Source organism: Peribacillus frigoritolerans, from assembly GCF_001636405.1.
Lineage (GTDB): Bacteria > Bacillota > Bacilli > Bacillales > DSM-1321 > Peribacillus > Peribacillus frigoritolerans.
Genome location: NZ_KV440950.1, coordinates 3252759 through 3275091, shown reverse-complemented (window position 1 = coordinate 3275091; position 22333 = coordinate 3252759). Strand labels below are relative to the sequence as shown.

Genomic DNA, 22333 nt, shown 5'->3' with positions numbered 1-22333 from the left:
AACGTTTGATGACAAAGATGTACATCCGCTAGTTGATCATCTTTTTCCGAATCGTTTACTTATCTTACTAAAGAACCGGCATAATCATAAACTACTTGACCGTCAACCATTGTTAACAGTACCTTTATATCTGGTATTTCTTCCACAAGCACTTCAAAGAGATTTCGTTCCAAGACGATAATATCAGCAAGTTTACCTACTTCCAATGTCCCTAATTCCTGCTCTCTAAATGTACCGTAGGCTGGGCCACTGGTATAAGCTTTCAATGCTTCGGCAAGTGTGATGCACTCATGTGGATGCCATACCGTTTTTCCGCTGCTGTCGATCCTCGTTACCGCACGATAAATTTGGAGGAGCGGATTCAAAAAATCAATTGGGAAGTCCGTTCCAAAAGCCAGTTTCGCACCGGTTTTTTGCAAAGTATTAATCGAGAAGACATACTTTTCTCGTTCAGCACCAATTTGTTCGGTGTAAACACCTCTTTCAGACATCGCTAAGTGATCTGGCTGCATTGAGACCGTAACACCCAGCTCACTAAAACGATGAATATCATCTGGATGAATAACTTCAATGTGTTCGACGGAATGTCGTGAATCTCGTTTACCATTTGTCTTTTGCGCTTCCTCATAGGCATCTAAGGCAAGACGGATTGCTCCATCTCCAATCGCGTGAAAACGAATGCTGAAGCCCTCTTTATCTGCATCAACGACCCATTTCTTGATCGTTTCAGGAGGGAAAGACGTCTCACCGCGTGTTTCTGGTTGATCCGCATAAGGCTCGAGTAGATAAGCTGTACGGGCGGTAATGACGCCATCGATAAATTGTTTAAGTCCCGACACACGGAGTTTATCCGATAGATATGTCTCTCGCAATTGTTTGGAGTGCCCAAGATCGCCATTTAATGCAGGCCATAAATGAATCCGCGTTGTTAATTTACCGTTGTCTTCGAATTCTTTGAAAACATCTAGTGATTCTATTGTTTTTAAACCATGTAAGTCATTGACAGAAGTCACCCCTAAGCTTGCTGCGTATGCCAAGAAATTGGAGAAGATTTCATTTTTTTGTGAATTTGAAAAATGAAAGGCATGGCGGATAACCGCATCCATTGCTTTTTCATATAAAATACCATTGGGTTCGCCATTTTCATCTTTTCCTATAATGCCATAGAATGGATTTTCCGAATGACGAGTAATATTAGCAATCTCCAAAGCTTTCGTATTCACCCATGCATAATGGCCTTCAGCGTGAAACATGAGTGCCGGACGGTCAGGAAGAATATGATCCAATGAATGTCGAGTCGGTAATTGTTGTGTATCCCAATAACCTGCATCCCAAGTAAATCCGATTACCCATTGATTTTCCGGTTTTGATTCGGCGAATTCACCAATCATTTCCAGCGCTTCATCTTCTGAGCGAGCCGCGAAGAGATTGACACTATTGAGGGCAACGGCACCTTGCATGATATGAAGGTGGAAATCATGGAATCCCGGCATAATTAATTGGTCTTTAAACTGATAGATTTTCGTGTGCTCACCTGCACAGTGTTTAATTTCTTCCTCAGTACCAATCGCAACAATTTTGTTGTCCTTAATTGCAATGGAGGCGGGTTCAGGTTGGTCGGAAAGACCTGTAAATACAGTATTACTTGATATAATTACGTCAGCTACTTGTTGACTCATCATCAATCATTCCCTTCTTTTATAGCTCTATTAAGCTTCCTCAAAGGCAAGCTCAGGAGGCGGCTGCCTAAACATTTTCGTTAAGTTTAATAGATAAATAAATCCGATAAGAAGCCAAGTTCCACCTAGTATTAGTGAATGTTTATCTAGATTTATGAAAAACAATCCAATTAGTGCTGCACCAGTAAGCGGGATAATCAAATATTGAATCGTTCCTTTAAAAGAGCTCTGTTTCTTTTGGAAAAAATAATAAGAAACAACCGAAAGATTCACAAAGAAAAAGGCAAATAACGCACCAAAACTAATAAGAGATACAGCTGTTGTTAGATTTAAGAAAAGGGCGCTTAATGCAATCCCGCCAATGAGTAAAATATTGAACACAGGTGTCCGGTATTTCGGTGATAGATAGCCGAAGATTTTTTTCGGCAATACATTTTCCCTTCCCATCGCATACAAAATACGAGAGGCGCTCGTTCCCGATGCCACGGCTGAAGCTGTGGTGGAGGTTAGCCCCACTGCCACAAAGAAGCTCACAAAAATGTTTCCGCCGATATACATCGCGATCTCTAAATAGGCGGATTCAGGGTTAGTGAAAGAATGGAACTCCGGAAAAATTAGTTGTGCAAAATAAGAACTTGTGATAAATAAAAATCCGCCAATCATCGTTATGAAATAGATCGCCTTTGGCAACGTTCTCGTAGGATCCTTCGTCTCCTCTGAAAGAGTAGTTACTGCATCAAAGCCTAAGAAGCTAAAACAAAGAATTGGGATAACAGATAGGAGAGCCGGTGCGCTAATTTCAGGATCATAAAAAGGAACGGTGGAAAATAATGTCCCTGTTCCTTTTCCTTCAAGAAGACCTTTAATGGACAAAATAAAAAATAGTGCAAACAATAAAAATTGCAAGAAAAGCATATACGTATTAAGTTTCGCTGCTAATTTAATGCCAAGGATGTTGACAGAAGTTATAATCACAATAAATAAAATGATCCAAACAAACATTGGAATGGATGGAAAATAAGCTTTCAATGAAATTCCGACGATTAGGGCGCTGATCATCGGGCTAAACATATAATCAATGATGATTGTCCAACCAACGATAAACCCTATATGTGGACTTATAGATTTTTGCGTAAACGTATATGCTGCTCCCGCTTTTGGGAACGCTTTCACTAATTGGGCATAGCTATAAGCTGTAAATAACATGACAACTAAAGCGATGGCATAAGCCGTTGGCATCATCCCGCTGGTGCTGTCTACAGCAACCCCATAAGTTGAGAAAAACGTTTTTGGAGCCATGAAAGCCAATCCAAAAAAGACGACATACTTCAAAGTAAGAGTACGTTTAAGAGTTGGTGAATTCGTATTTTCCATTAATCAATCCTCCTTGTGAATTTTTTTACTAACGATCGTACACATTCATTAATGTGCACATCGTGAATAAGCGGATTATTCGGGTTATTTAATTTAAAATTCCGTAAATTCAGTCAATGGAAAGGTTATTTGTCTGGATTCATTTAAGGAGAACATAATATAAATAGTAACTACTTGTGAACGGATACAATTTGAGCTCTGACTGAATGCTTTTAACCATTTTTTCATAATTGCCTGTCCTCCAATCGGCCGAACAGAGGAGTTGGTAAAGAAGAGTAGCATAATGCAAGGAACAACATGGCCTTGTCTTTTTGATGTCACACTTTTTAATAAAAGGTATCACTCCTTAGAACAAAATGATTTTTCATAATAATGTTTTGCTGTTTTCATTTAGGAATGCATCACTCCATTCATTATGTATAAATCCATTATAAAGTCTCGTCTAACACGAGAGTAAACAGTTGCGATACAAAAAAACAGCCTTCGAAATGATAATGCTTTCATTTCGAAGGCTGTTCACTTATTACTTTTTCTTGAATCGGAATTTGTATTTCATAATAAGCTTCATCATATTGATCGGTCAGAGAAACGTCAACCTGCATAATTCGAAAGGCGTCACCGGTAATAATATAGTCATGAGTATCACAATGATGGAGTAGCTTTTTTAGCTGGGTTAGCATTTTCTCGCTTGTAAGTCCTCCATAATAGGAACATAAAAATAGCCCTTTTTCAATTTTTTTGGTAGGTTGCTCTGACTCCTCACCCTGAACAAGAATGAATGATTGAGATTGATAGTCACTTAGATTAACGGAAAAGTCAGATGATTGACGAATTTCATCAAAATACTCTTTCTTGATGAAATCTCCAAATTTATTGCTGGCCAAAGCAGGGATGATCCCACCAATCTTGTTTTCGAGCTCCAAATATCCAAAATAAAGATTTTCTGTATCCGTCCAAGCTACCGATCTGTCTAGCTGGATGTATTCCCGTTCTTCAAATTGCTTTATCACGATATCCGAATTCCTGTAACTGTTTGTGAAATGTTCAATATTGTATAATCGTGTCATCAAAATATTATGGATACCTTGCAATTTCTTAATTTCTTCCTGTATATTAGCCATTGATTTTTGAAGTGATTGAACCGACTTTTTGACATTGCGATCCGTAAGAAACTGCTTGATTTCTTCTAAGGAAAACCCGATGCTCCTTAACTCTTTGATCGTTCCGAGAACCTCATACTGGGAAATGGAGTAATAACGATAGCCAGTTTCGGGGTCAATATGAAAAGGCTTTAGCAATCCAATTTTATCGTAATGGCGCAACGTATCTACGGTTACACCTCGCAACTTCGCCATTTCTCCTATACTAAGCTTATTTTGCATGGCTTTTCTCCTAACCAATACTGAATTTATATATATTAATAACATGATTTCCCCCTATTATAAAGTAGCGATTCCTGTTGTGTATAGCTAGTGGCAGGAATATTTGTAGAGCACCGCATTCATAAAATTGCAGTCACAAACTTACACGTCCAGTATTCGATTTAATCAGGGTTACCCATTTCAGCTCTTGAAATGAGTATACTTTTTTGGACTTAAAGGATCAAAATGCAGAAGAGGTTCAACAGTTTTTCTTGAAAACTTGTAACCGAAACTTCCAGGCGTCCAGTACAAAGCAAATGCAATGGTTTTCTAATTAGAATGGATATTATTTATTGCATGTTTAATGAGGAATTTGTAATTAGGGAACATATGTTTTATAATGTACTTTAAGTAATTATCAATCGAAATAGGGGAGGTATTATATGTATATTTCAATTTCAGATTTTATTAAAGAATGGAATAAAGAAGCTACACTCACTCAAAATGTCTTGGATGGTTTGACTGATGAATCCTTAGAACAACAAGTTTATCCTGAAGGTCGCACTTTAGGAAGAATTGTGTGGCATTTCACCACGAGTATTCCAGATTATCTAGCTCATTTCGGGTTAAAGATAGACCGGATAGAAAGTTCGGAAAACGTTCCATCTTCAGCCCGGGAAATTGCCATCACTTTTAAAAATGTAAGTTCTCATGCAGCCAAAATTATTGAACAACAATGGACAGACGAATCCCTGGGACAAATACAAGAAGCGTTCGGAAGACAGGAAACAAATGCTTCCATCCTTATGGGGCTAATCAAGCATATTGTTCATCATCGCGGACAAGTTACGGTTCTGATGCGTCAAGCAGGAATTAAACCTTCTGGGGTTTATGGACCGCCAAAAGAAGATTGGATTCATTTAGGTGTGGAAAATCCACCGCTTTAAGGACTTATGAATGCTTAAGTCAGGACCTTCTACATACCGGGACATTGGCGAATAATTAAATCCACTACTCCATTTTATGACTGAGTTAATAATATGTTTTAGCATCCTTTGAAGGGTGCTTTTTTATTTTGCGAAAGAAGGGTTTAAATGAAATCAGCTAATTTATTAGAGATAATGTTTTAAATACAACCCTTATTTTTCCATCTAAAGCTAATGAAGGTAGGGGAGATTCGGTCTTTTCCTCTCTATTAAATCATTAGTGCAGAATAGTTCTTTAAGATTATTATTATAAGCATGCTATTTGTAAGCCGCCATATGCTGTACCCCCGCCATAATTACCACAACCACCGGCACAACTATATCCGTCAATGATCAGGAGTTAAACAAAACGACTATAATGAAAAAATCTTTACCAAATCAATTAAAGCTGACTGAAAGTTTCTAGTTATAAATATCTGGATTTTGTTGAAAAATGTCGTTATTTGCGAATATCATTATCGTCATTTCTGAGATATTATAATATTGAATGCACTTTAATACATTGAAGTAATAATGCGTTCTTTATATCGGGGCTCAATTAAGTGAGTGGAGGAAAATAAATGAGTGTAATCATCGAGAAGAAACGTATGGAAAACTATACTCATATGGAAGATGCAATGTTGGTAGGGAAAATCCATAATGGTGATGAGGATGCACTGGACTTTTTAATCAATAAATACAGATGTGTCGTTCAATCAAATGCATTGAAGTATTTTTTAACGGGTGGAGATAAGGAAGACGTCTTTCAGGAAGGGATGATTGGGCTATATAAGGCCATTCGAGACTATAAAAATTGCAAAAAGGCGTCTTTCAGATCATTTGCGGAACTGTGCATTACAAGACAAATCATAACGGCCGTTAAAGCGGCGATTCGTCAAAAGCATTCTCCCTTAAATAATTATGTTTCATTGTATATGCCTATCCATCAAGGGGAGTCGGAACAGGGTCTAATTGATCTAATCCCTGAACAGAGACAAAATGACCCAGTCACGATCTTAATAAAATCAGAAGAAATTTGTGATATTGAGCTAATTTTAACCGAAGTCCTTAGTGAGTTGGAAAGCAGTGTTGTGGACTTGTACCTGGAAGGAAAAACTTATTTAGAAATATCAAAGGAACTGAATGTTCAAAAAAAGACGATCGATAATGCACTTCAGCGGGTAAAAAGGAAGCTGGAGCGGCACCTCGAGTCCAGAAGAGTGGAAGAATAATAACAATCATTCTTTAAACTTTCGGTCATTATTAATTTGTAAAATAACATTGAAACAATTAATAGAATAGATAAAAGTACTTATTAAAGCATTTTCCTGATAATAGAGCAGTTAGTGCAGTGCTATCCTATGGGAAATAAAATCCCTCTAGTTATCATGCCGTTAAAATATTCTCTGAGTATAACAAGAAAAAAAGCCCAACTGAAACACATGGGCTTTTTACTATGTTCATTTTTTAATTCACTCTCTTCAATTGGAGATTATACCTCAATGTTTCATCGTCTGAATATAATTTGTATCCAAGTCCGTCACTGTAATTGAGGAAGACTTTATCCGGAAGATGCTTTTTAGACTCACTTGAAATTAATATGGGGACTCCAGCAATTATGAATCTCTCATCATCTTCGTTCTTATTATCAATTTTCAATTCATGTTCCACATAAATTGAACAGCTCCCAACATAAATGGCTTCGATACGAACCCCTTCATTCTCTTCATAATTCACTTTTAATAGTTGTTCAATCGCTGCTTCTTTAATCTCAATATCCATAAAACCCGCTCCCATATTATTTTTTATCTATACAATCCTCTATTCATTCGTATACCCAATTGTTTATAAGTTAATGTGCATAAGATATAATATAGCCGATATTCCCGTTCATCAGGCTTATGTTGTTTAATAAAATCACAAATAAGTTCAAACACCATGTGTCTGTAACTCCATCTTTGGAATAGCTTTCTTTGCAATGATCATCCTATCGGCTTTGTTTTCATGGGCCATTTTTTGTTTAATTCAGTTATAAAAGTCTTTACATTTTTTTTATCTTTCATAATTGGGGAATAGACGTAAGAAAGTGTCCTGTTAAAGGATTCATCTTTTACCTGAATGATAGAAATGATCTTATTTTGTACATCCCTTTCAATGACACTTCGGGAAAGCAGGGCCAGCCCTGAGCCGTTTTTTATAAGTGTTTCTTTAATTCCTTGATTGCTGCTTATCGTGAGTATCGATTTAATTTTCAAACCATTTGAACGTATGACATGGTTCAGGTATTCTCGTGTACCAGATCCAACTTCCCTCGTTACCCATGCTTGGTCATGTAAATCAGTGATCTCCACATCGTCTTTATTAGCAAGTTCATGATTGTTAGAAGACACAATGAATAGTTCATCTTGCATGAATGGGTGAACAGAAAGCTCTTTTTCATTAGTTTGACCTTCGATTAAACCAATATCCACTTTGTATAGCCGAACGGCTTGAACGATTTCTTCCGTGTTCCCAATTACCACTTGAAGTTCAAGTTCAGGATATTCCTCTTGCAGGTCGATGAGTAAAGAGGGAAGGATATACTCTCCTATTGTAAAACTCGCACCTATCTTTAATTCGCCCTTGATGGACCTATCGTGTTCCTGTATGTCTTGTCTGGTCTGTTCATAGATTGTGATCATTTGCTTGGCCCGGTCGTAAAGAATTTCTCCCGTTAAGGTGACTTTCAAAAATTTAGGAGAACGGAGGAATAATTTGGTTTGGAACTCTTCTTCTAATTTTTTAATATGCAAACTAACACTTGGTTGCGACATAAGAAGAATTTCTGCTGTTTTTGTAAAGTTCTTGACTTCCACAAGGGTCACAAATGTTTTTAGAGCATCATAGTACATAGAAATTTCTCCTTATTATTAATATTCTTAATAGTTATAATAAATTATATATATTTTACTAATGATGAACCTTCCAGTAAAGTTATAAAGAGAAACTTATTTTAGGAAGAGTATAGGCTGGGAAAGCTATTTTCCTTTGTTGCGTGCTATGAACCTATATAACTGTATTTTTCATTTTTTTTGCAGTTAAAACCGACTTGGTCTATAGGAGTAAACGAGTTAATTAATTTATGGATCGAAATAAAATATTTAAACCCACTCGTTATACATAATAATCAACTAAGATAAGTTAATATCCCTTTGTGAGGTGGAAATCGTGCAACTTCAGGTAAGTAACAGTCCCTTTAATCAAGAGCAAGCAGAGCTCCTTAACAGCCTGCTGCCAAGCTTGACCGAAACACAAAAAATTTGGTTGAGCGGTTATCTGACTGCATCTTTGTCAGTTTCGAACACAAGTTCAGCCGACGCCCCGGTATTGGAAGCTCAAAGCGGCGGGAAGACAATATCGAAAGAAGTGACCATCCTGTATGGTTCACAGACGGGCAATGCTCAAGGGCTGGCGGAAAATGCGGCGAGTAAGCTTGAGGGTAATGGCTTTCAGGTTACCATTTCATCCATGAGTGACTTTAAAGTCAACAATTTGAAGAAAACCGAAAATCTTCTGATTGCCGTTAGCACGCATGGAGAAGGTGATCCGCCGGATAATACATTGTCTTTCCATGAGTATCTTCATGGCAGGAGGGCACCAAGCCTTGAGGGTCTCCGCTATTCGGTATTGGCGCTTGGGGACAGCTCATATGAGTTTTTCTGTGAAACGGGAAAACAATTCGATAAACGCTTGGAGGAACTTGGGGGGACACGGTTATTTCCGCGAATGGACTGTGACCTTGATTATGATGAGCCTGCTTCCGAATGGCTGGAAGGAGTCATTTCCAGTTTAAGTGAAGGGCAAGTCAGTTCTGCTGCTGCAGTTCCCGAAGCAAAAGCTTCTGTAGGTGAAAAAACTTCTTATTCGAGAACGAATCCGTTTAAAGCGGAAGTGTTGGAAAACATAAATTTGAACGGACGTGGCTCCAATAAAGAAACTCATCATCTTGAGTTATCTCTTGAGGGCTCAGGTCTTACATTCGAACCTGGTGACAGCCTTGGCATTTATCCGAAAAACGATTCGGATTTAGTGGATATGCTTCTTATGGAACTGGATTGGGATCCTGAAGAAACCGTGAAGGTCAATAAGCAGGGAGAACTTCGTCAGTTTAGGGAATCGCTCATCTCCGACTTTGAAATAACGGTATTGACCAAATCGCTCATTGAACAAGCGGCACAGCTTTCTGGTAATGAGGATTTAAAGGAGCTTTTAAAGCCTGGTAATGAAGAAAGGTTAAAAGAATATCGAGAAGGCCGTGATTTGCTTGATTTTGTCCGTGATTTTGGTTCATGGGGTGAATCGGCGCAAGAGTTTGTATCGATACTTCGGAAAATGCCAGCCCGTCTATATTCGATTGCGAGTAGTTTGTCCGCCTATCCGGATGAAGTGCATTTGACCATCGGAGCTGTCAGGTATGAAAGTCATGGCCGGGAAAGAAAAGGGGTCTGCTCGATTTTATGTGCGGACAGATTACAGCCAGGGGACTTGCTGCCCATTTACATTCAGCATAACCAAAACTTTAAGCAGCCAAAGAACCCAGATACGCCAATTATCATGGTTGGACCGGGAACGGGCATTGCCCCGTTTAGATCCTTTATCCAGGATCGCGAAGAATCGGAAGCGAAAGGGAAAACGTGGCTCTTTTTCGGAGATCAGCATTTCGTGACGGATTTCCTTTATCAAACTGAATGGCAAAAGTGGTTGAAAACAGGTGTACTTACGAAAATGGATGTGGCCTTTTCCCGCGATACGGATGAAAAAGTGTATGTTCAAGACCGGATGCGCGAGCAAAGCGGGGAATTATACGAATGGCTTCAAAAAGGGGCAGCTGTATACATTTGCGGTGACGAGAAAAACATGGCCCATGATGTCCATAATACGCTTATTGAGATCATTGAAAAAGAAGGCAATATGAGCCATGCTGATGCGCAAGCCTATCTTGAAGATATGCAACAGAATAAACGCTATCAACGTGATGTGTATTGAAATTTGGAAGAAAAGGAGATTACAACATGGTGAACCCACTATTGAAAGCACCAGCAGGCCCGCCCAGTGATGTTGAGCAAATTAAAGAAAGAAGCGATTATTTGCGAGGTACACTTGGAAAAGTGATGCAGGATCGGATTAGCGCCGGTATTCCGGATGATGACAATCGACTGATGAAACATCACGGCAGCTATTTGCAGGACGATCGGGATCTGCGTAATGAGCGTCAAAAACAAAAACTGGAGCCTGCCTATCAATTTATGTTGCGTGTCCGTATGGCCGGCGGGGTTGCACAGCCTTCTCAATGGCTTGTTATGGATGACCTTGCCCAGAAATACGGTAACGGAACCTTGAAATTGACAACAAGGCAGACGTTTCAAATGCATGGTATTTTAAAATGGAATATGAAAAAAACCATTCAGGAAATCCATGCTTCCATGTTGGATACAATCGCTGCATGCGGAGATGTAAACCGAAACGTAATGTGCAATTCGATTCCATTTCAATCCGAAATCCATTCCGAAGTATATGAATGGTCGAAAAAATTGAGTGATTATCTATTGCCGCGTACAAGGGCGTACCATGAAATCTGGCTGGATGAAGAAAAAGTTGTCGCTACTCCGGAATTGGAGGAAGTCGAACCAATGTACGGAAAGCTTTATTTGCCTAGGAAGTTTAAAATAGGCATTGCGGTCCCGCCATCTAATGACATTGATGTCTACTCCCAAGATCTTGGCTTCATAGCAATTGTTGAAAATGGAAAACTTGTTGGTTTTAATGTGGCGATCGGCGGCGGTATGGGAATGACCCACGGTGACAAGGCGACATATCCTCAACTAGCCAAGGTAATCGGTTTTTGCCAGCCAGATAAAATACTGGATGTGGCTGAAAAAATCATTACGATTCAGCGTGATTACGGAAACCGGTCCGTACGGAAAAATGCCCGGTTCAAGTATACGGTTGACAGGCTTGGGCTCGAACCGGTAAAAGCTGAACTGGAAAATCGTCTAGGATGGAAGCTAGGGGAAGCGAGAACTTACCATTTTGATAATAATGGCGACCGCTATGGATGGGTAAAAGGCATGCAGGGTAAATGGCATTTTACACTATTTGTCGAGGGTGGCCGAATTGCCGATATCAATGATTACAAGCTGATGACCGGTTTGCGCGAAATCGCAAAGATCCATACGGGTGATTTCCGATTGACTGCCAATCAAAACCTGATCATTGCAGATGTGTCAAGCCAGGAAAAGGAAAAAATCATAGAATTGCTTGAAACATACGGTTTGACGGATGGTGCACATCATTCGGCGCTCAGACGCAGCTCGATTGCATGCGTGGCGCTTCCGACGTGCGGGTTGGCAATGGCCGAAGCAGAGCGTTATTTGCCGGTTCTGATTGATAAAATCGAGGCCATCGTTGATGAAAACGGCTTGAGGAATGAAGAAATCACGATACGCATGACTGGTTGCCCGAACGGCTGTGCCCGGCATGCACTCGGTGAAATTGGCTTTATCGGTAAGGCACCTGGTAAATATAATATGTATCTCGGTGCTGCTTTCGACGGAAGCCGATTAAGTAAAATGTACCGCGAAAACATTGGTGAAGAAGAGATATTAAAAGAGTTGCGTGTACTTCTTTCCCGTTATGCAAAAGAACGCCAGCAAGGAGAGCATTTCGGAGACTTCGTCATCAATGCAGGGATTGTGAAAGAAGTGACGGATGGAACGAATTTTCATGATTGATTAAAACAAATGAGAGACAGGAAAGCTTCCTGTCTCAGTTTGTAGACAAAAGGGGTTCTATCTGTATTTTAAAACAAAGTTGATGGAACGGAAGGTACGGGACTCCTGCTGGAAAAGCGAGTCCAGGGGAAACCCCGCAGGCGCAAGGGCGCCGAGGGCGGACCCGCTTGAGGAAAGCGAGTGCCCTACGTTCCAATCAACGTTCGAATTGTACAGTCTGTGAGACAGGAATAATTTCCTGTCTCTTTTGGTATTCAAAGACTTTCCAGAGTGGCTGGAACATCGAAATATTGAATCGTGACCATACTCATCTATCGTCTATTTATTTGCCTTGCTGTTATTTTTATAGGCTACTTCTGCTTCAATCTCAATGAGATAATCCCGCGAAACCAGACTTTGCACCCCTACAGTGGAACGGGCTGTTTTCACTGGATTCTCCTTTGTATTAAAGAAAAGAGCGTAAGCATCGAACCAACCTTGATAGTCTGGTGTATTTCCCTTGTTTGGATCTGGCGCGACATACACACGCAGATAGGTTACATCAGCGAGGGAAAGTCCTTTTGTTTTCAAATCTGCTTTTAATTTCTCTAAGATTCCGATTGCCTGCTTTTCTGTATTGCCATATCTCTCATAAGTGGTTTTTCCATCCTTGTTTAAAAGAGGTGCAACTGTTCCGCTAAACAATAACCGGTTATAACTTTGAGGCACAGCAACTGAACTGGAAATAGCAGAAGTTGGGGACCCAAAGAAGCTCACTTTATCCGATTTCAATTCATCTTTTTCGTTACCTGCGGAAGCAAATGAGTATCCTGTGATTAAATATATACTTAATACTGAGAAAGCGATGAGCGATTTCATAGGTGTATTCATATAGTCAGCTCCTGTTATTAATGTAACGACGATAGGTAGATAATCAGTTTCATTTTTCCGGCTAACCACAAGTCTTGCTGTTTCAAAATCATCTTCCAGCCATGCAGTTAAATAAATGGGCTGTTCACCAGCAATTTAATATGAAAGTAGTTTTTTTCCGATCAGATGAAGATTTCTAAATGGGCTATCGACAATTCATCATTCTGAGACTCCGGTTTGGATGATGTTAACTTTGGTTTCTATATTAATGTCCATTGTCGGATAAATCTTTTTCCAATGTTCATAGGTCAATTTTTTATTTTTGGCGTGATATTTTTCCTTCAGCCCAATCGGATCAAGGGATTTTTTCTGAAAATCTTTCATAAGTCGGTTTGCTTGCTTGGTTATATCAGCTTCCATTTCCTTTTCAATTTTTTTTATCATCTTTCTATTGGTAAGGTTTTCACTGCGCATGGATTCCTTGATTTGTCCTTTAATTTTGATCTTGATCGTGATCGAGGGATTTCTCTCTGAGCCGGATACCTCATAACTTGAACCGCTTCGGATACTTTCCACTACGATATCGCTTTCTTGCTTGTCTTTTAATTTGAATTTGTATATTCCCCGCCTATGATGTTGAACTAATGTTTTGAAGATGAACATATCATCCGTGGGGACTTTACTGACCATCTTATTTTCATGAAATAGGGCGGCTCCAGAAACCGAAACTTCATTATTAATTAATTTAAATAAAGGAAGATACGAATCGCCGCCATCTTCTAGAGAGTTTCCTAAAAAAAGATGGAGGTTAGTATCCGGTCCATTACCTGTTTTAATTTGTTGATTGATCAAACCTGATAAAAAAATTCCAATATTCACATTCGTATTTGGTGGTTTCGAATTTATGACATTCTTGACCTTTCCTTCAACGATGGCCAAAATGACCCTGTTTCCAAGTTGTGGTTCACGATAGAGATAATCGGTCAGTTCTGTCATTCCGATTTCCCGAACCATTTTCTCACTGAATAAAATGATGCGGGTCTGTCCAAGCAATACCGGCTTATCCGCTTTTTTGGAAACGACAGCCTGGACATCACTTGTTGTCGTCGATGTTCCGCTTAAGATTTGATATTTACCCATCATGTCCTGCTGGAAGATAGGGATGACGAACATTCCTTCGACATTATCATTCTTCAGTATATCGTAGCCAATGGCCTGGGACATATTGACTTCATCCACCACTCTTGGCTGGGCACAGCTGCAAAGGAGGGGCAAAGCTAAGATAACAAGAAATAATTTTCTCATATACGTTTCCTCAGTTTCTTTATATAGATGATGAGCAAAAGAAGAGGCAAGTATAAAGCAATAAAGAGTACGCCGTATGGATCGATTATTTTATTCAATATATAGAGGGAATCGATATCAAAAATAAATACATTGGTAAGCAGGATAATAATCGACATCCCCCATAATGGATACTTTTGCTGAACATTGAACAAGCGCTTGAAACCTCGGCTTGCTGACCACAAGGCGATGGTCATGTTAGGTATGATAATGATGGCCCACCAAGAAACATTTATATATTCAAATCGCTGGATAAAGGGCAATTCGATAATGCTGGTCATTGACAATGTTGGCCATATAGTCAGTTCCAACTGTTTTTGTGAATAAAAAACAAGTGAAACCAAATAAACGAATACAGTTATTAAGGTTGTCGTTAAGGCCCCCCAATGGGCATATTTTTGTGAAGTTTTAGCATTTTTGATGAACGGATAATACATCACGATCATTTCAAAACCAAGCAGGGTCAACGAAGTACTTCTGGTTCCTTTTAATATGTCCAATAGAGTGTGATGGAAAACAGGAAGCAAATTGGTGAATTCAGAGTATTTCATGACATAGAATAGGACAAATAAAAGCCAGTATGTAAAAAGGACGCTTAAAAAGGCAATACCCGTAATTGTTCGGAATCCTCCCGTATGAATATAATAAATCAAAACCATGAAGACCACTGCAAACGCCCAAGATGGGACTTCTTCAAACATCCATACATGTATGATATTTATATAGCTAATCATGACATCCATCCCAAGGATCAAAAAGTAAAGAACGAATAATAGGCTGAAGAAATTCCCTATCCATTTCCCGAATGCTTGATTGTTTGCAGAAATGATATCGCCAGGAACGAAACTGAAGATTTTATATATGACCCAAATCATTATATGAACGAACAGGCCGGCTAGAAGGATCGAAATCCAGCCATCCGTTCCCGTTGTCTTCGCTAAAACTCTTTGAAAACTCAAAACGCCTACTCCTGTTTGCATGGAATGCACTAAAAAAAACACATAGAACGGTGACACTTTATACTTTTCATTAACACCAGCTTGGTTCATATGGGACCCTCATTTAGATCATTCATTAAAATCATTTTTTTTGATTCTTGCTTTTTTGGGCTGTGGCTGTCTGGCTCTATCATCTGGACGTAAATTTACAGGCCGCGATTTGAAAAGATTGAAAGGAAGCCGAACAAAGCTGTCTTTCCAATCTTGCATGCGAAATGGGTATATCGGTTCGAGGTACGGGTGTCCCATAGAAGTTAATTTGATAAGGTGGGTCATCAAAAACACGGCTGCTATGGTAATGCCCAGCAGCCCCCAAATTTGGGCCCCGATTAAGAAGGGGAACCGCAGCAGCCGTATGGCATTACCCATTTTATAAATGGGAGTAACAAATGATGCCAATGCCGAGAGGGCAACAATGATCAATAAGATATTACTGGTCAAACCAGCAACAACGGCTGCTTGACCGATAACGATACCGCCGACGATACCTAATGTCTGGCCTACCTTTGTTGGCAGCCTGGCAGCCGCTTCCCGTAATAACTCAATGGAGATCTCCAGGAATAATGCTTCGATCAATGGCTGAAAAGGTATTAAGTTCCTGGACGTGACGATCGTTTCCAAAAGATCTTTAGGAATCAGTTCATAATGATAGGTCAGCACGGCTACATAAATGGGAGTGGCAAAAATCGAAAAAGCGACCGCGAATATTCTTAATAAACGGAAAGCGGATGCCGGAATCCACGGCATATTATAATCTTCCATGGTGATGAAGTATTCCAACAAAATGGTTGGAGTAATAAGTGCAGAGGACGACCTATCGATTAACAGGGCTACCTTGCCTTCAGCCAATGCACTTGCGATGCGATCAGGCCTTTCCGTATTTAGAAAAAGGGGAAACAAGGTATTTGAATTATCATATAGCATTTGCGCGAGATAGGACCCGTCCAATATTTCATCAAACTCTACGTCATTGATCCTTTGTATAACATTATCAACATTTTCCTGATCAACGATCCCTTCTATCGATAAAACGGCCACTTTCGTTTTAGACAAGGATCCCACAGTCATTTCACTTACTTGCAATCCAGGGACAGGAAGCCTTTTTCTGACTAAATTCAGATTGATATCAAGATCCTCGACAAATGCTTCTTGAGCACTTATGATGCCAAATTCAAGTTCAGGTTTCTCAACTTGTCTCCCCTGTTGGGCCGCAACATTTATTAATAGGCATTCATCAAGATTTCCATCTAATCGAAGTGCAATTTCGCCTCTCATGATCCTGTCTTCAATTACAACCTTGGTACTGGTGATAAGTGTATTCTCAATAGGAACGTTTTCTTTTATTTGCTCCAAATTTATCGTTTCCAGAGTCGGTATGACAGAAAGAACACTTTCATGCAGTACCTGTGCATCGATCAACGAGCGATAAAAAGAGACCCAATAGCCTATGCCATTATATGTTCCTTGATGGTTAATGAAATCATTGGATGAAGAAAGGGTATTGAATAGGTCCCTTACTTCCGAAACGTTATTTAATTTTTCATTTTTTTCGTTTGGTTGATTTGGCTTTTTTTTGAACGTTCTGCGGTTAAACAATGTTGTCACCTCTGCACTAAAGCTTATAATCCTAGCATTTGCAATTTAATACAAATTAACCATTTTGGATGCTAATGTCGCTCGCTTCAGAAAGGAAATTCAATAAATAAAATGGTGTAAAAGCTGCCTTCATTTCCTGTCGCATAAAAAAATTGTAAATAGAGGAAACTGAATAAATAAAAACCTATTTAACCAAAGGAGTTCACCATGAAAAGTAAACCCTTGCATATTAAATTGGATCAAAAGCAGGAAGAATTGAAATCTGAATTGGATATGCAGGATGATGTAGTATTTAAACAGATATTCATTCCCGGTTATGAAGTTTCGGGTTTATTCGTATTTGTCAATGGAACGATGGATTATCGTTCATTCAATGAGATTGTCCTGGATCTATCGGCTGCCCAGGTTGAAACCAGGCATCGGGTTTCTATCGAACAGCTGGTCATTTCCAAAATATGTTCAGTCAGGGAACAGGATGTTGAAACATATGAAACAGCCAAAGAGCATATTTTTGACGGAAAAACGCTTTTATTTATAGATGGGATGGTAAAAGGTTATGTCTTGAACCTGGTAAAGGAAAAAAACCGAACGTTTGGTGAACCTTCTACAGAGAGGGTTGTCCGGGGACCGAAAATGGGCTTTATCGAAAGTCTTCAGGAAAATATCGGCTTGATAAGGCAATATTCAAACCATCCCAGCCTTATCGTCCAACAACAGAAATTCGGGACGATGGAAAAACGGGAAGTTGCGTTGATTTATTATGAAGGAAAAGCTAGCGATTCTTTGCTAAAAGAAGTGAATAAACGGATAAATGAAGTGAAAGCTACTGATCTCCAAGACTCGGGGATGCTTGAGGAATTAATTGAAGATACAGCGTTAACCCCTTTCCCGCAAATCCAAAATACGGAGCGTCCGGATAAAGTATTGGCTGCACTGCAGGAGGGAAGGGTGGTCATCATGGTTGACGGATCGCCATTTGCTTTGATGGCACCAACGACGATCACGATGCTGCTGCAGTCACCGGATGATTATTATGAAAGGTGGGTAGCGGGTTCTTTTTTACGTATAATTCGCTATTTATCTTTATTTGTTACCGTATTTCTTTCAGGGATTTATATATCCTTGGTTTCGTTCAACCCTGGATTGCTTCCGTCAGAACTGGCGATGACCATCGCGGGTACAAGGGAGAACGTGCCATTTCCGCCGTTTGTTGAAGCCATCATCATGGAAGTAACGATTGAACTGCTTCGCGAAGCAGGCATACGGCTCCCATCGCCCATTGGTCAAACGGTTGGATTGGTTGGCGGGGTCATTATTGGACAAGCCGCAGTTCAAGCCAATATTGTAAGTTCCCTCATGGTCATAATCGTTTCGATCACGACGATTACCTCTTTTACGGTCCCGCAATATAGCTTTGGACTGGCGTTCAGGGCATTAAGGTTCGGGGCGATGATTTTTGCCGCCGTTTTAGGTTTATACGGAACTACATTATTCTTTATCATTGTTATCAGTCATTTGTCAAAATTGACCAGCTTCAAAGAACCTTATTTTCAACCAATGGATTTTATCGGTAAAAAGACCTGGAAGGATGCGTTCCTACGGTTACCGAAACGGAAAAAGGGGGGGGATTCTTTTGGGCCAGTCCGAAGGCAAAATTCTTAGTGGCGAATTGGCAGCGATCATTTCTTGCAGCATGCTAGGAATTGGAATGCTAACCCTTCCAAGGACGTTAACGGAAAAAATCCATTCGACCGATGGATGGATCGTCTTGATCTTAACTGGGATTGCTATTACCCTTTTGTTATGCTTATTGGTTGTTCTGTTAAAAAAACATAAGGTCGCTGACTATTATACGTACATGGAGGAGGCCTATGGAAAATGGCTCTCCAAACTTATTGGGTTGGTCGTGGTGGTGTACTTTATAGGGGTGGCCAGCTTTGAAGTTCTTGCGATGAGTGAAATGGTCCGGTTTTATTTGTTGGAGGAAACACCAGTTGAAATCGTGATACTTTCCATGATTTTAGCGAGTGTCCATCTTTTGACAGGCAAAATAAAAGCCATAGCAAAGGCTTGTGTCTTCTTTCTTCCTTTGACAATCGTCATCGTCTTGCTCATTTATTTGTTCAGTCTCAGGATAGTAGAGTTAAGAAACCTCCAGCCTGTTCTTGCGAAAGGGTTTCTACCAGTCATGAAAGGAATGGGCTCCGGAACTTTGTCTTTTTTTGGAATTGAACTTTTCATCTTTTTGTTTGGCGTCGTTAAAAATCAAAACAAGATAAAAAGTGGCGTTTTAATCGGTTTTTCCATCCCGCTGATTTTATATGTAATTACATATGTATTGGTCGTGGCTACGCTGACCGTCCCGGAAGTCGAAGCGGTTACTTTGCCAACCATTTCTTTTGTTCAGTCCTTTGAAGTAACAGGGATATTTTTAGAGCGTATGGAGCTATTTCTCTTAATCACTTGGATTCTTCAGTTTTTTTTAACACATGCAATTTACTTTTACTTTGCAGCAGAAGGAATGACGAAAATATTTAGCAATTCATATACAACGAACCTTATTGTTTTGGTTCCCGTCGTTTTTCTTTTGGCCAAAATCCCTAAAGATATAACTGGAATTTTAAAAATGAGCGATTTGCTTGGATATCTATTTCCGGTTATATTGATTGGCTTACCAATTATTACGTTCGTAATCGTTCAATTGAAAAGGAGTAGAAGAAGCGGATGAAAAGATTATGTTTGATCTTGCTTATTCCTTTACTTACAGGCTGTTGGGACAGTGAAAATATTGAAGAGTTATCCCTCGTAGTTGGAGTGGGGATCGATAAAAGCAAAAAGGATGACGAAATCATGTTAACACAGCAAATTCTGGTGCCTCCAGGAAATAGTGTTCAGGAGAATCAGGCCCAACTAAAATATAAAAATGTTACCGTCAGTGCCCAAACGCTTCATGAAGCAATTAGGGATTCTTTACTCATAACCAATACGGTATTAACCAATCATCAGCGTATCATCCTCATTAATGAAGATGTATTAAGGAAAATCCCGATGGAAGCGATCATTAATCAGTCAATACGCGATAATAATACAAGGAGAAGCTGTCATGTTTATTTAACGAAGAGACCGACGAAAGAAATTTTGGGACGATCCGAAGATGGGGAGATCCCTTCTAATGTAATCTATGAATTGAAAGATAATGAGCACAGAACGAATAAGATACTTCCGCCTTTAACACTGGGCAAAGCATCCTCAAATTTACAGTCAGATGGAAGCTTTGCCATTCAGGCCGTTGATATTAGGGGTGGGAAATTAATTTTAAAGGGTGCAGGGGTGATCAACAATTCAAAGTTGGTCGGGGTCATGAATGATGAAGATATTGCTGCATTAAATTGGTTGAACGGAAAAGTAAAGGGCGGAATAATCGAAGCGGTCCAACACGGTAAGCCTTTAAGTGTCGAAGTGATCAATAGGACAAGGAGGAAAATCACTACGGAATTGAATGGTGATCATTTGACGATCAATATTGAGGTCGGGTACACAGCAAGACTTTCGGAAGATTGGTATGGTAAGGAGAATTCTTTTGAAAAAGCCTATTTAAAAGAGGTTGAGCGTATTGCCGAGGATGAAGTGAAAAAGGATGTAAAGAAAATCGCATACAAATTACAGCATGATTATAAAACAGGGGTAGCAGGATTGTATCGTTATGTGCAAAATCAGCATCCAAAGTTTTGGGAGAAAAATAAGAATAAATGGGACGAAATTTTCAGTAAAGCCGATATTAATTATGAAGTGGACTTAAGGATCGTAGACTTCGGTTCAAAAGGTGGGATAAAGTGAATGGGCATAAGAATGAAAACCTTCCAAATGGAAGGTTTTTTGTCAGTGTTCTTTGTTGATGAGGTTACTTAAGAGCCAAGGAACTGGTCCATTCAAGGCCCACCGAAAGTTCTAGGCAGATTCGTCACTTCATGTGCAACCCTGATTCCGGATTGAATGGCTCCTTCAATCCATGCTGGTACGGTTGATGTATGCTCCCCAGCGAAGTGGACCCTGCCTTCAGGAGTTGGGATGTATGGAAACAAGTCCGTTTCCTGACCAGGCTTAAACATGGAGAAAGCGCCGTAGGAATACTGATTCAATGTCCAGCTATAAGAAGCTCCTGATAAAAAATGATCATATACTTGATTACCATGGATCACTGCCAAATTTTTCAATGCGTGTTGTATTCGATCTTTTTCCGGTAGGATATCCCATAATGTGGCATCATCTTCCCATGTATAACTTGCTAAGATGAGACCGGATTCCCTCTGGTTGCTCGTTTGGCTGGGGTAATAAGAAAATCTAATAGGTAAATCTGTCGTCAATTTACCGCCGAAGATTCCTTCCTTTTCCCAAAACCTATGAGTGAATTGAAGTCCAATTTTTGTGGAAGCAGCATAATGGAGTTCCCTTATTGCCTTCCATTTATTATGGGAAAAGGAATTCCGGGGTTCAATATCTATAAATTGCAGCAATTGAAGAGGGATCGTCACGATGGCAAGATCACCGGTAACCGTTAAGGGGTTTTGACTTTGAGTATGTTTGGAATGGATGGTGACTTGATTATCATGTTGGATGATCTTTGTCACTTCATATCTGAAGATTAAATTATCCTTCAATTCCGGTAGAAAGGCATAAGGAAGCCGGTCGTTTCCTCCTTCGATTGAAAAAAATTTCACGTCTGGATTAAAGAGCGGCATAAGCTCCCGAAGTATGGCCGGAAAAGAAAGTTCCGGGAATCCTTCTAAACCCATCAGGACTTTGATGCTTTCAATCGCCCCTGTTGATAGACTGATTCCGACTGGATTGTACTGCAAAAAGAAGCTCATGGAGTATTTATCAAACTCTTTAATGACTATTTCCCAATTTCTACGTGGATTTTGAATGATGAAGTCAGTCACAGGCTTGATTGCCATGTTAAGTAATTCTTCAGCTGTTTTACCTCTTTCATGGGGAGCTACAGGGTACCTCAGTATATCCGGGTTCTGCTGATATATGGCAGCGGTCGTCTTGATTCCGTTGGCATAAATGGGATCATTAGGAGTCGCATTCACAAAAGTGTTGACTCGTAGACCATACTTCTTGATGTATTCAGCAACTAAGTAATGATAATTAGGAATTCGCATGGCACCGGCTTCAAGGTAGGAACCTTCTAAAAATGGCTCCCGTATGGTCAAAACACGCCCTCCGACCCTCCCGGTTGCTTCCAATATCGTAACATCGTGCCCCGCTTGTTTTAAAAGGGATGCTGCAACCAACCCAGACATGCCTGCACCAATGATAATGATTTTTTTGGGGATTGGGGTAGGCCCCAGGCCATTTCTGATCACAGCCAGCATTTGTTCGGGTGATAACGGA

The 22333-nt window shown here is 39.8% G+C and carries 17 protein-coding genes; 7 read left to right on the top strand and 10 right to left on the bottom strand.

Annotated features, from left to right (window positions below):
• Window positions 1-59: 59 nt before the first annotated feature.
• The 3 genes from A6755_RS15665 to A6755_RS15655 all read right to left on the bottom strand — a co-directional run bounded on the left by A6755_RS15665 (window position 60) and on the right by A6755_RS15655 (window position 4435).
• Window positions 60-1679 (bottom strand): amidohydrolase, encoded by a 1620-nt coding sequence (locus A6755_RS15665; RefSeq protein WP_063592577.1) that lies wholly within the window; start codon window positions 1677-1679, stop codon window positions 60-62.
• Window positions 1680-1709: 30 nt separating this feature from the next.
• Complete coding sequence (locus tag A6755_RS15660) at window positions 1710-3053, bottom strand: APC family permease (protein WP_063591242.1); 1344 nt, start codon at window positions 3051-3053, stop codon at window positions 1710-1712.
• Between the two features lie 500 nt (window positions 3054-3553).
• Complete coding sequence (locus A6755_RS15655; RefSeq protein WP_134402151.1) at window positions 3554-4435, bottom strand: MerR family transcriptional regulator; 882 nt, start codon at window positions 4433-4435, stop codon at window positions 3554-3556.
• A gap of 422 nt (window positions 4436-4857) precedes the next feature.
• Between A6755_RS15655 and A6755_RS15650 the strand changes: the two genes are divergently transcribed.
• The gene (locus tag A6755_RS15650; protein ID WP_063591240.1) at window positions 4858-5361 is read left to right on the top strand and encodes a DinB family protein; all 504 of its coding nucleotides are present in this window, start codon (window positions 4858-4860) and stop codon (window positions 5359-5361) included.
• A 599-nt stretch (window positions 5362-5960) separates the two neighbouring features.
• On the top strand, window positions 5961-6611 hold the full coding sequence (gene sigH, locus A6755_RS15645; protein WP_063591239.1) for an RNA polymerase sporulation sigma factor SigH: 651 nt from the start codon (window positions 5961-5963) through the stop codon (window positions 6609-6611).
• Between the two features lie 235 nt (window positions 6612-6846).
• Here the strand turns inward: sigH and A6755_RS15640 are convergent, their stop codons facing one another.
• Together A6755_RS15640 and A6755_RS15635 are read right to left on the bottom strand one after the other, a co-directional pair.
• Window positions 6847-7161, bottom strand: coding sequence for an iron-sulfur cluster biosynthesis family protein (locus A6755_RS15640; RefSeq protein WP_063591238.1), 315 nt, complete (start codon window positions 7159-7161; stop codon window positions 6847-6849).
• A 200-nt stretch (window positions 7162-7361) separates the two neighbouring features.
• Complete coding sequence (locus tag A6755_RS15635; RefSeq protein ID WP_063591237.1) at window positions 7362-8270, bottom strand: LysR family transcriptional regulator; 909 nt, start codon at window positions 8268-8270, stop codon at window positions 7362-7364.
• Window positions 8271-8586: 316 nt separating this feature from the next.
• On the opposite strand from A6755_RS15635, the gene A6755_RS15630 reads away from it, so the two are divergent.
• On the top strand, window positions 8587-10404 hold the full coding sequence (locus A6755_RS15630) for an assimilatory sulfite reductase (NADPH) flavoprotein subunit (protein ID WP_063591236.1): 1818 nt from the start codon (window positions 8587-8589) through the stop codon (window positions 10402-10404).
• Window positions 10405-10430: 26 nt separating this feature from the next.
• On the top strand, window positions 10431-12149 hold the full coding sequence (gene cysI, locus A6755_RS15625) for an assimilatory sulfite reductase (NADPH) hemoprotein subunit (protein WP_063591235.1): 1719 nt from the start codon (window positions 10431-10433) through the stop codon (window positions 12147-12149).
• 318 nt (window positions 12150-12467) lie between these two features.
• Here cysI and A6755_RS15620 read toward each other — a convergent pair whose 3' ends face one another.
• The 4 genes from A6755_RS15620 to A6755_RS15605 all read right to left on the bottom strand — a co-directional run bounded on the left by A6755_RS15620 (window position 12468) and on the right by A6755_RS15605 (window position 16936).
• Window positions 12468-13019 carry a Rid family hydrolase gene (locus A6755_RS15620; RefSeq protein ID WP_063591234.1) on the bottom strand — a complete coding sequence of 184 codons (552 nt, stop codon included), beginning with the start codon at window positions 13017-13019 and terminating at the stop codon, window positions 12468-12470.
• Between the two features lie 198 nt (window positions 13020-13217).
• Window positions 13218-14303, bottom strand: a complete 1086-nt coding sequence (locus A6755_RS15615; protein WP_063591233.1) for a Ger(x)C family spore germination protein — start codon at window positions 14301-14303, stop codon at window positions 13218-13220.
• Window positions 14300-15391 carry a GerAB/ArcD/ProY family transporter gene (locus A6755_RS15610; RefSeq protein ID WP_063591232.1) on the bottom strand — a complete coding sequence of 364 codons (1092 nt, stop codon included), beginning with the start codon at window positions 15389-15391 and terminating at the stop codon, window positions 14300-14302. The genes A6755_RS15615 and A6755_RS15610 overlap by 4 nt, the downstream gene beginning before the upstream one ends.
• 18 nt (window positions 15392-15409) lie before the next feature.
• Window positions 15410-16936, bottom strand: a complete 1527-nt coding sequence (locus A6755_RS15605; protein WP_063591231.1) for a spore germination protein — start codon at window positions 16934-16936, stop codon at window positions 15410-15412.
• A gap of 207 nt (window positions 16937-17143) precedes the next feature.
• Here A6755_RS15605 and A6755_RS15600 point away from each other — a divergent pair, with 207 nt between their 5' ends.
• Genes A6755_RS15600 through A6755_RS15590 form a run of 3 tightly spaced genes read left to right on the top strand, consistent with a single transcriptional unit; the run spans window position 17144 to window position 20773 of the window.
• On the top strand, window positions 17144-18598 hold the full coding sequence (locus A6755_RS15600; protein WP_063591230.1) for a spore germination protein: 1455 nt from the start codon (window positions 17144-17146) through the stop codon (window positions 18596-18598).
• Complete coding sequence (locus A6755_RS15595) at window positions 18570-19664, top strand: GerAB/ArcD/ProY family transporter (protein ID WP_063591229.1); 1095 nt, start codon at window positions 18570-18572, stop codon at window positions 19662-19664. The genes A6755_RS15600 and A6755_RS15595 overlap by 29 nt, the downstream gene beginning before the upstream one ends.
• A complete protein-coding gene (locus A6755_RS15590; RefSeq protein WP_063591228.1) occupies window positions 19661-20773 on the top strand; it encodes a Ger(x)C family spore germination protein in 1113 nt (370 codons plus the stop codon). The genes A6755_RS15595 and A6755_RS15590 overlap by 4 nt, the downstream gene beginning before the upstream one ends.
• A gap of 92 nt (window positions 20774-20865) precedes the next feature.
• Here the strand turns inward: A6755_RS15590 and A6755_RS15585 are convergent, their stop codons facing one another.
• The gene (locus tag A6755_RS15585) at window positions 20866-22314 is read right to left on the bottom strand and encodes a flavin monoamine oxidase family protein (protein WP_063592576.1); all 1449 of its coding nucleotides are present in this window, start codon (window positions 22312-22314) and stop codon (window positions 20866-20868) included.
• Between the last annotated feature and the right edge of the window lie 19 nt (window positions 22315-22333).

Bases quoted from the DNA above. Each gene is read 5' to 3' on its own strand.
- A6755_RS15665 (WP_063592577.1), bottom strand. From the start codon at position 1,679: ATGAGTCAACAAGTAGCTGACGTAATTATATCAAGTAATACTGTATTT.
- A6755_RS15660 (WP_063591242.1), bottom strand. From the start codon at position 3,053: ATGGAAAATACGAATTCACCAACTCTTAAACGTACTCTTACTTTGAAG.
- A6755_RS15655 (WP_134402151.1), bottom strand. From the start codon at position 4,435: ATGCAAAATAAGCTTAGTATAGGAGAAATGGCGAAGTTGCGAGGTGTA.
- A6755_RS15650 (WP_063591240.1), top strand. From the start codon at position 4,858: ATGTATATTTCAATTTCAGATTTTATTAAAGAATGGAATAAAGAAGCT.
- sigH (WP_063591239.1), top strand. From the start codon at position 5,961: ATGAGTGTAATCATCGAGAAGAAACGTATGGAAAACTATACTCATATG.
- A6755_RS15640 (WP_063591238.1), bottom strand. From the start codon at position 7,161: ATGGATATTGAGATTAAAGAAGCAGCGATTGAACAACTATTAAAAGTG.
- A6755_RS15635 (WP_063591237.1), bottom strand. From the start codon at position 8,270: ATGTACTATGATGCTCTAAAAACATTTGTGACCCTTGTGGAAGTCAAG.
- cysI (WP_063591235.1), top strand. From the start codon at position 10,431: ATGGTGAACCCACTATTGAAAGCACCAGCAGGCCCGCCCAGTGATGTT.
- A6755_RS15620 (WP_063591234.1), bottom strand. From the start codon at position 13,019: ATGAATACACCTATGAAATCGCTCATCGCTTTCTCAGTATTAAGTATA.
- A6755_RS15615 (WP_063591233.1), bottom strand. From the start codon at position 14,303: ATGAGAAAATTATTTCTTGTTATCTTAGCTTTGCCCCTCCTTTGCAGC.
- A6755_RS15610 (WP_063591232.1), bottom strand. From the start codon at position 15,391: ATGAACCAAGCTGGTGTTAATGAAAAGTATAAAGTGTCACCGTTCTAT.
- A6755_RS15600 (WP_063591230.1), top strand. From the start codon at position 17,144: ATGAAAAGTAAACCCTTGCATATTAAATTGGATCAAAAGCAGGAAGAA.
- A6755_RS15590 (WP_063591228.1), top strand. From the start codon at position 19,661: ATGAAAAGATTATGTTTGATCTTGCTTATTCCTTTACTTACAGGCTGT.
- A6755_RS15585 (WP_063592576.1), bottom strand. From the start codon at position 22,314: ATGCTGGCTGTGATCAGAAATGGCCTGGGGCCTACCCCAATCCCCAAA.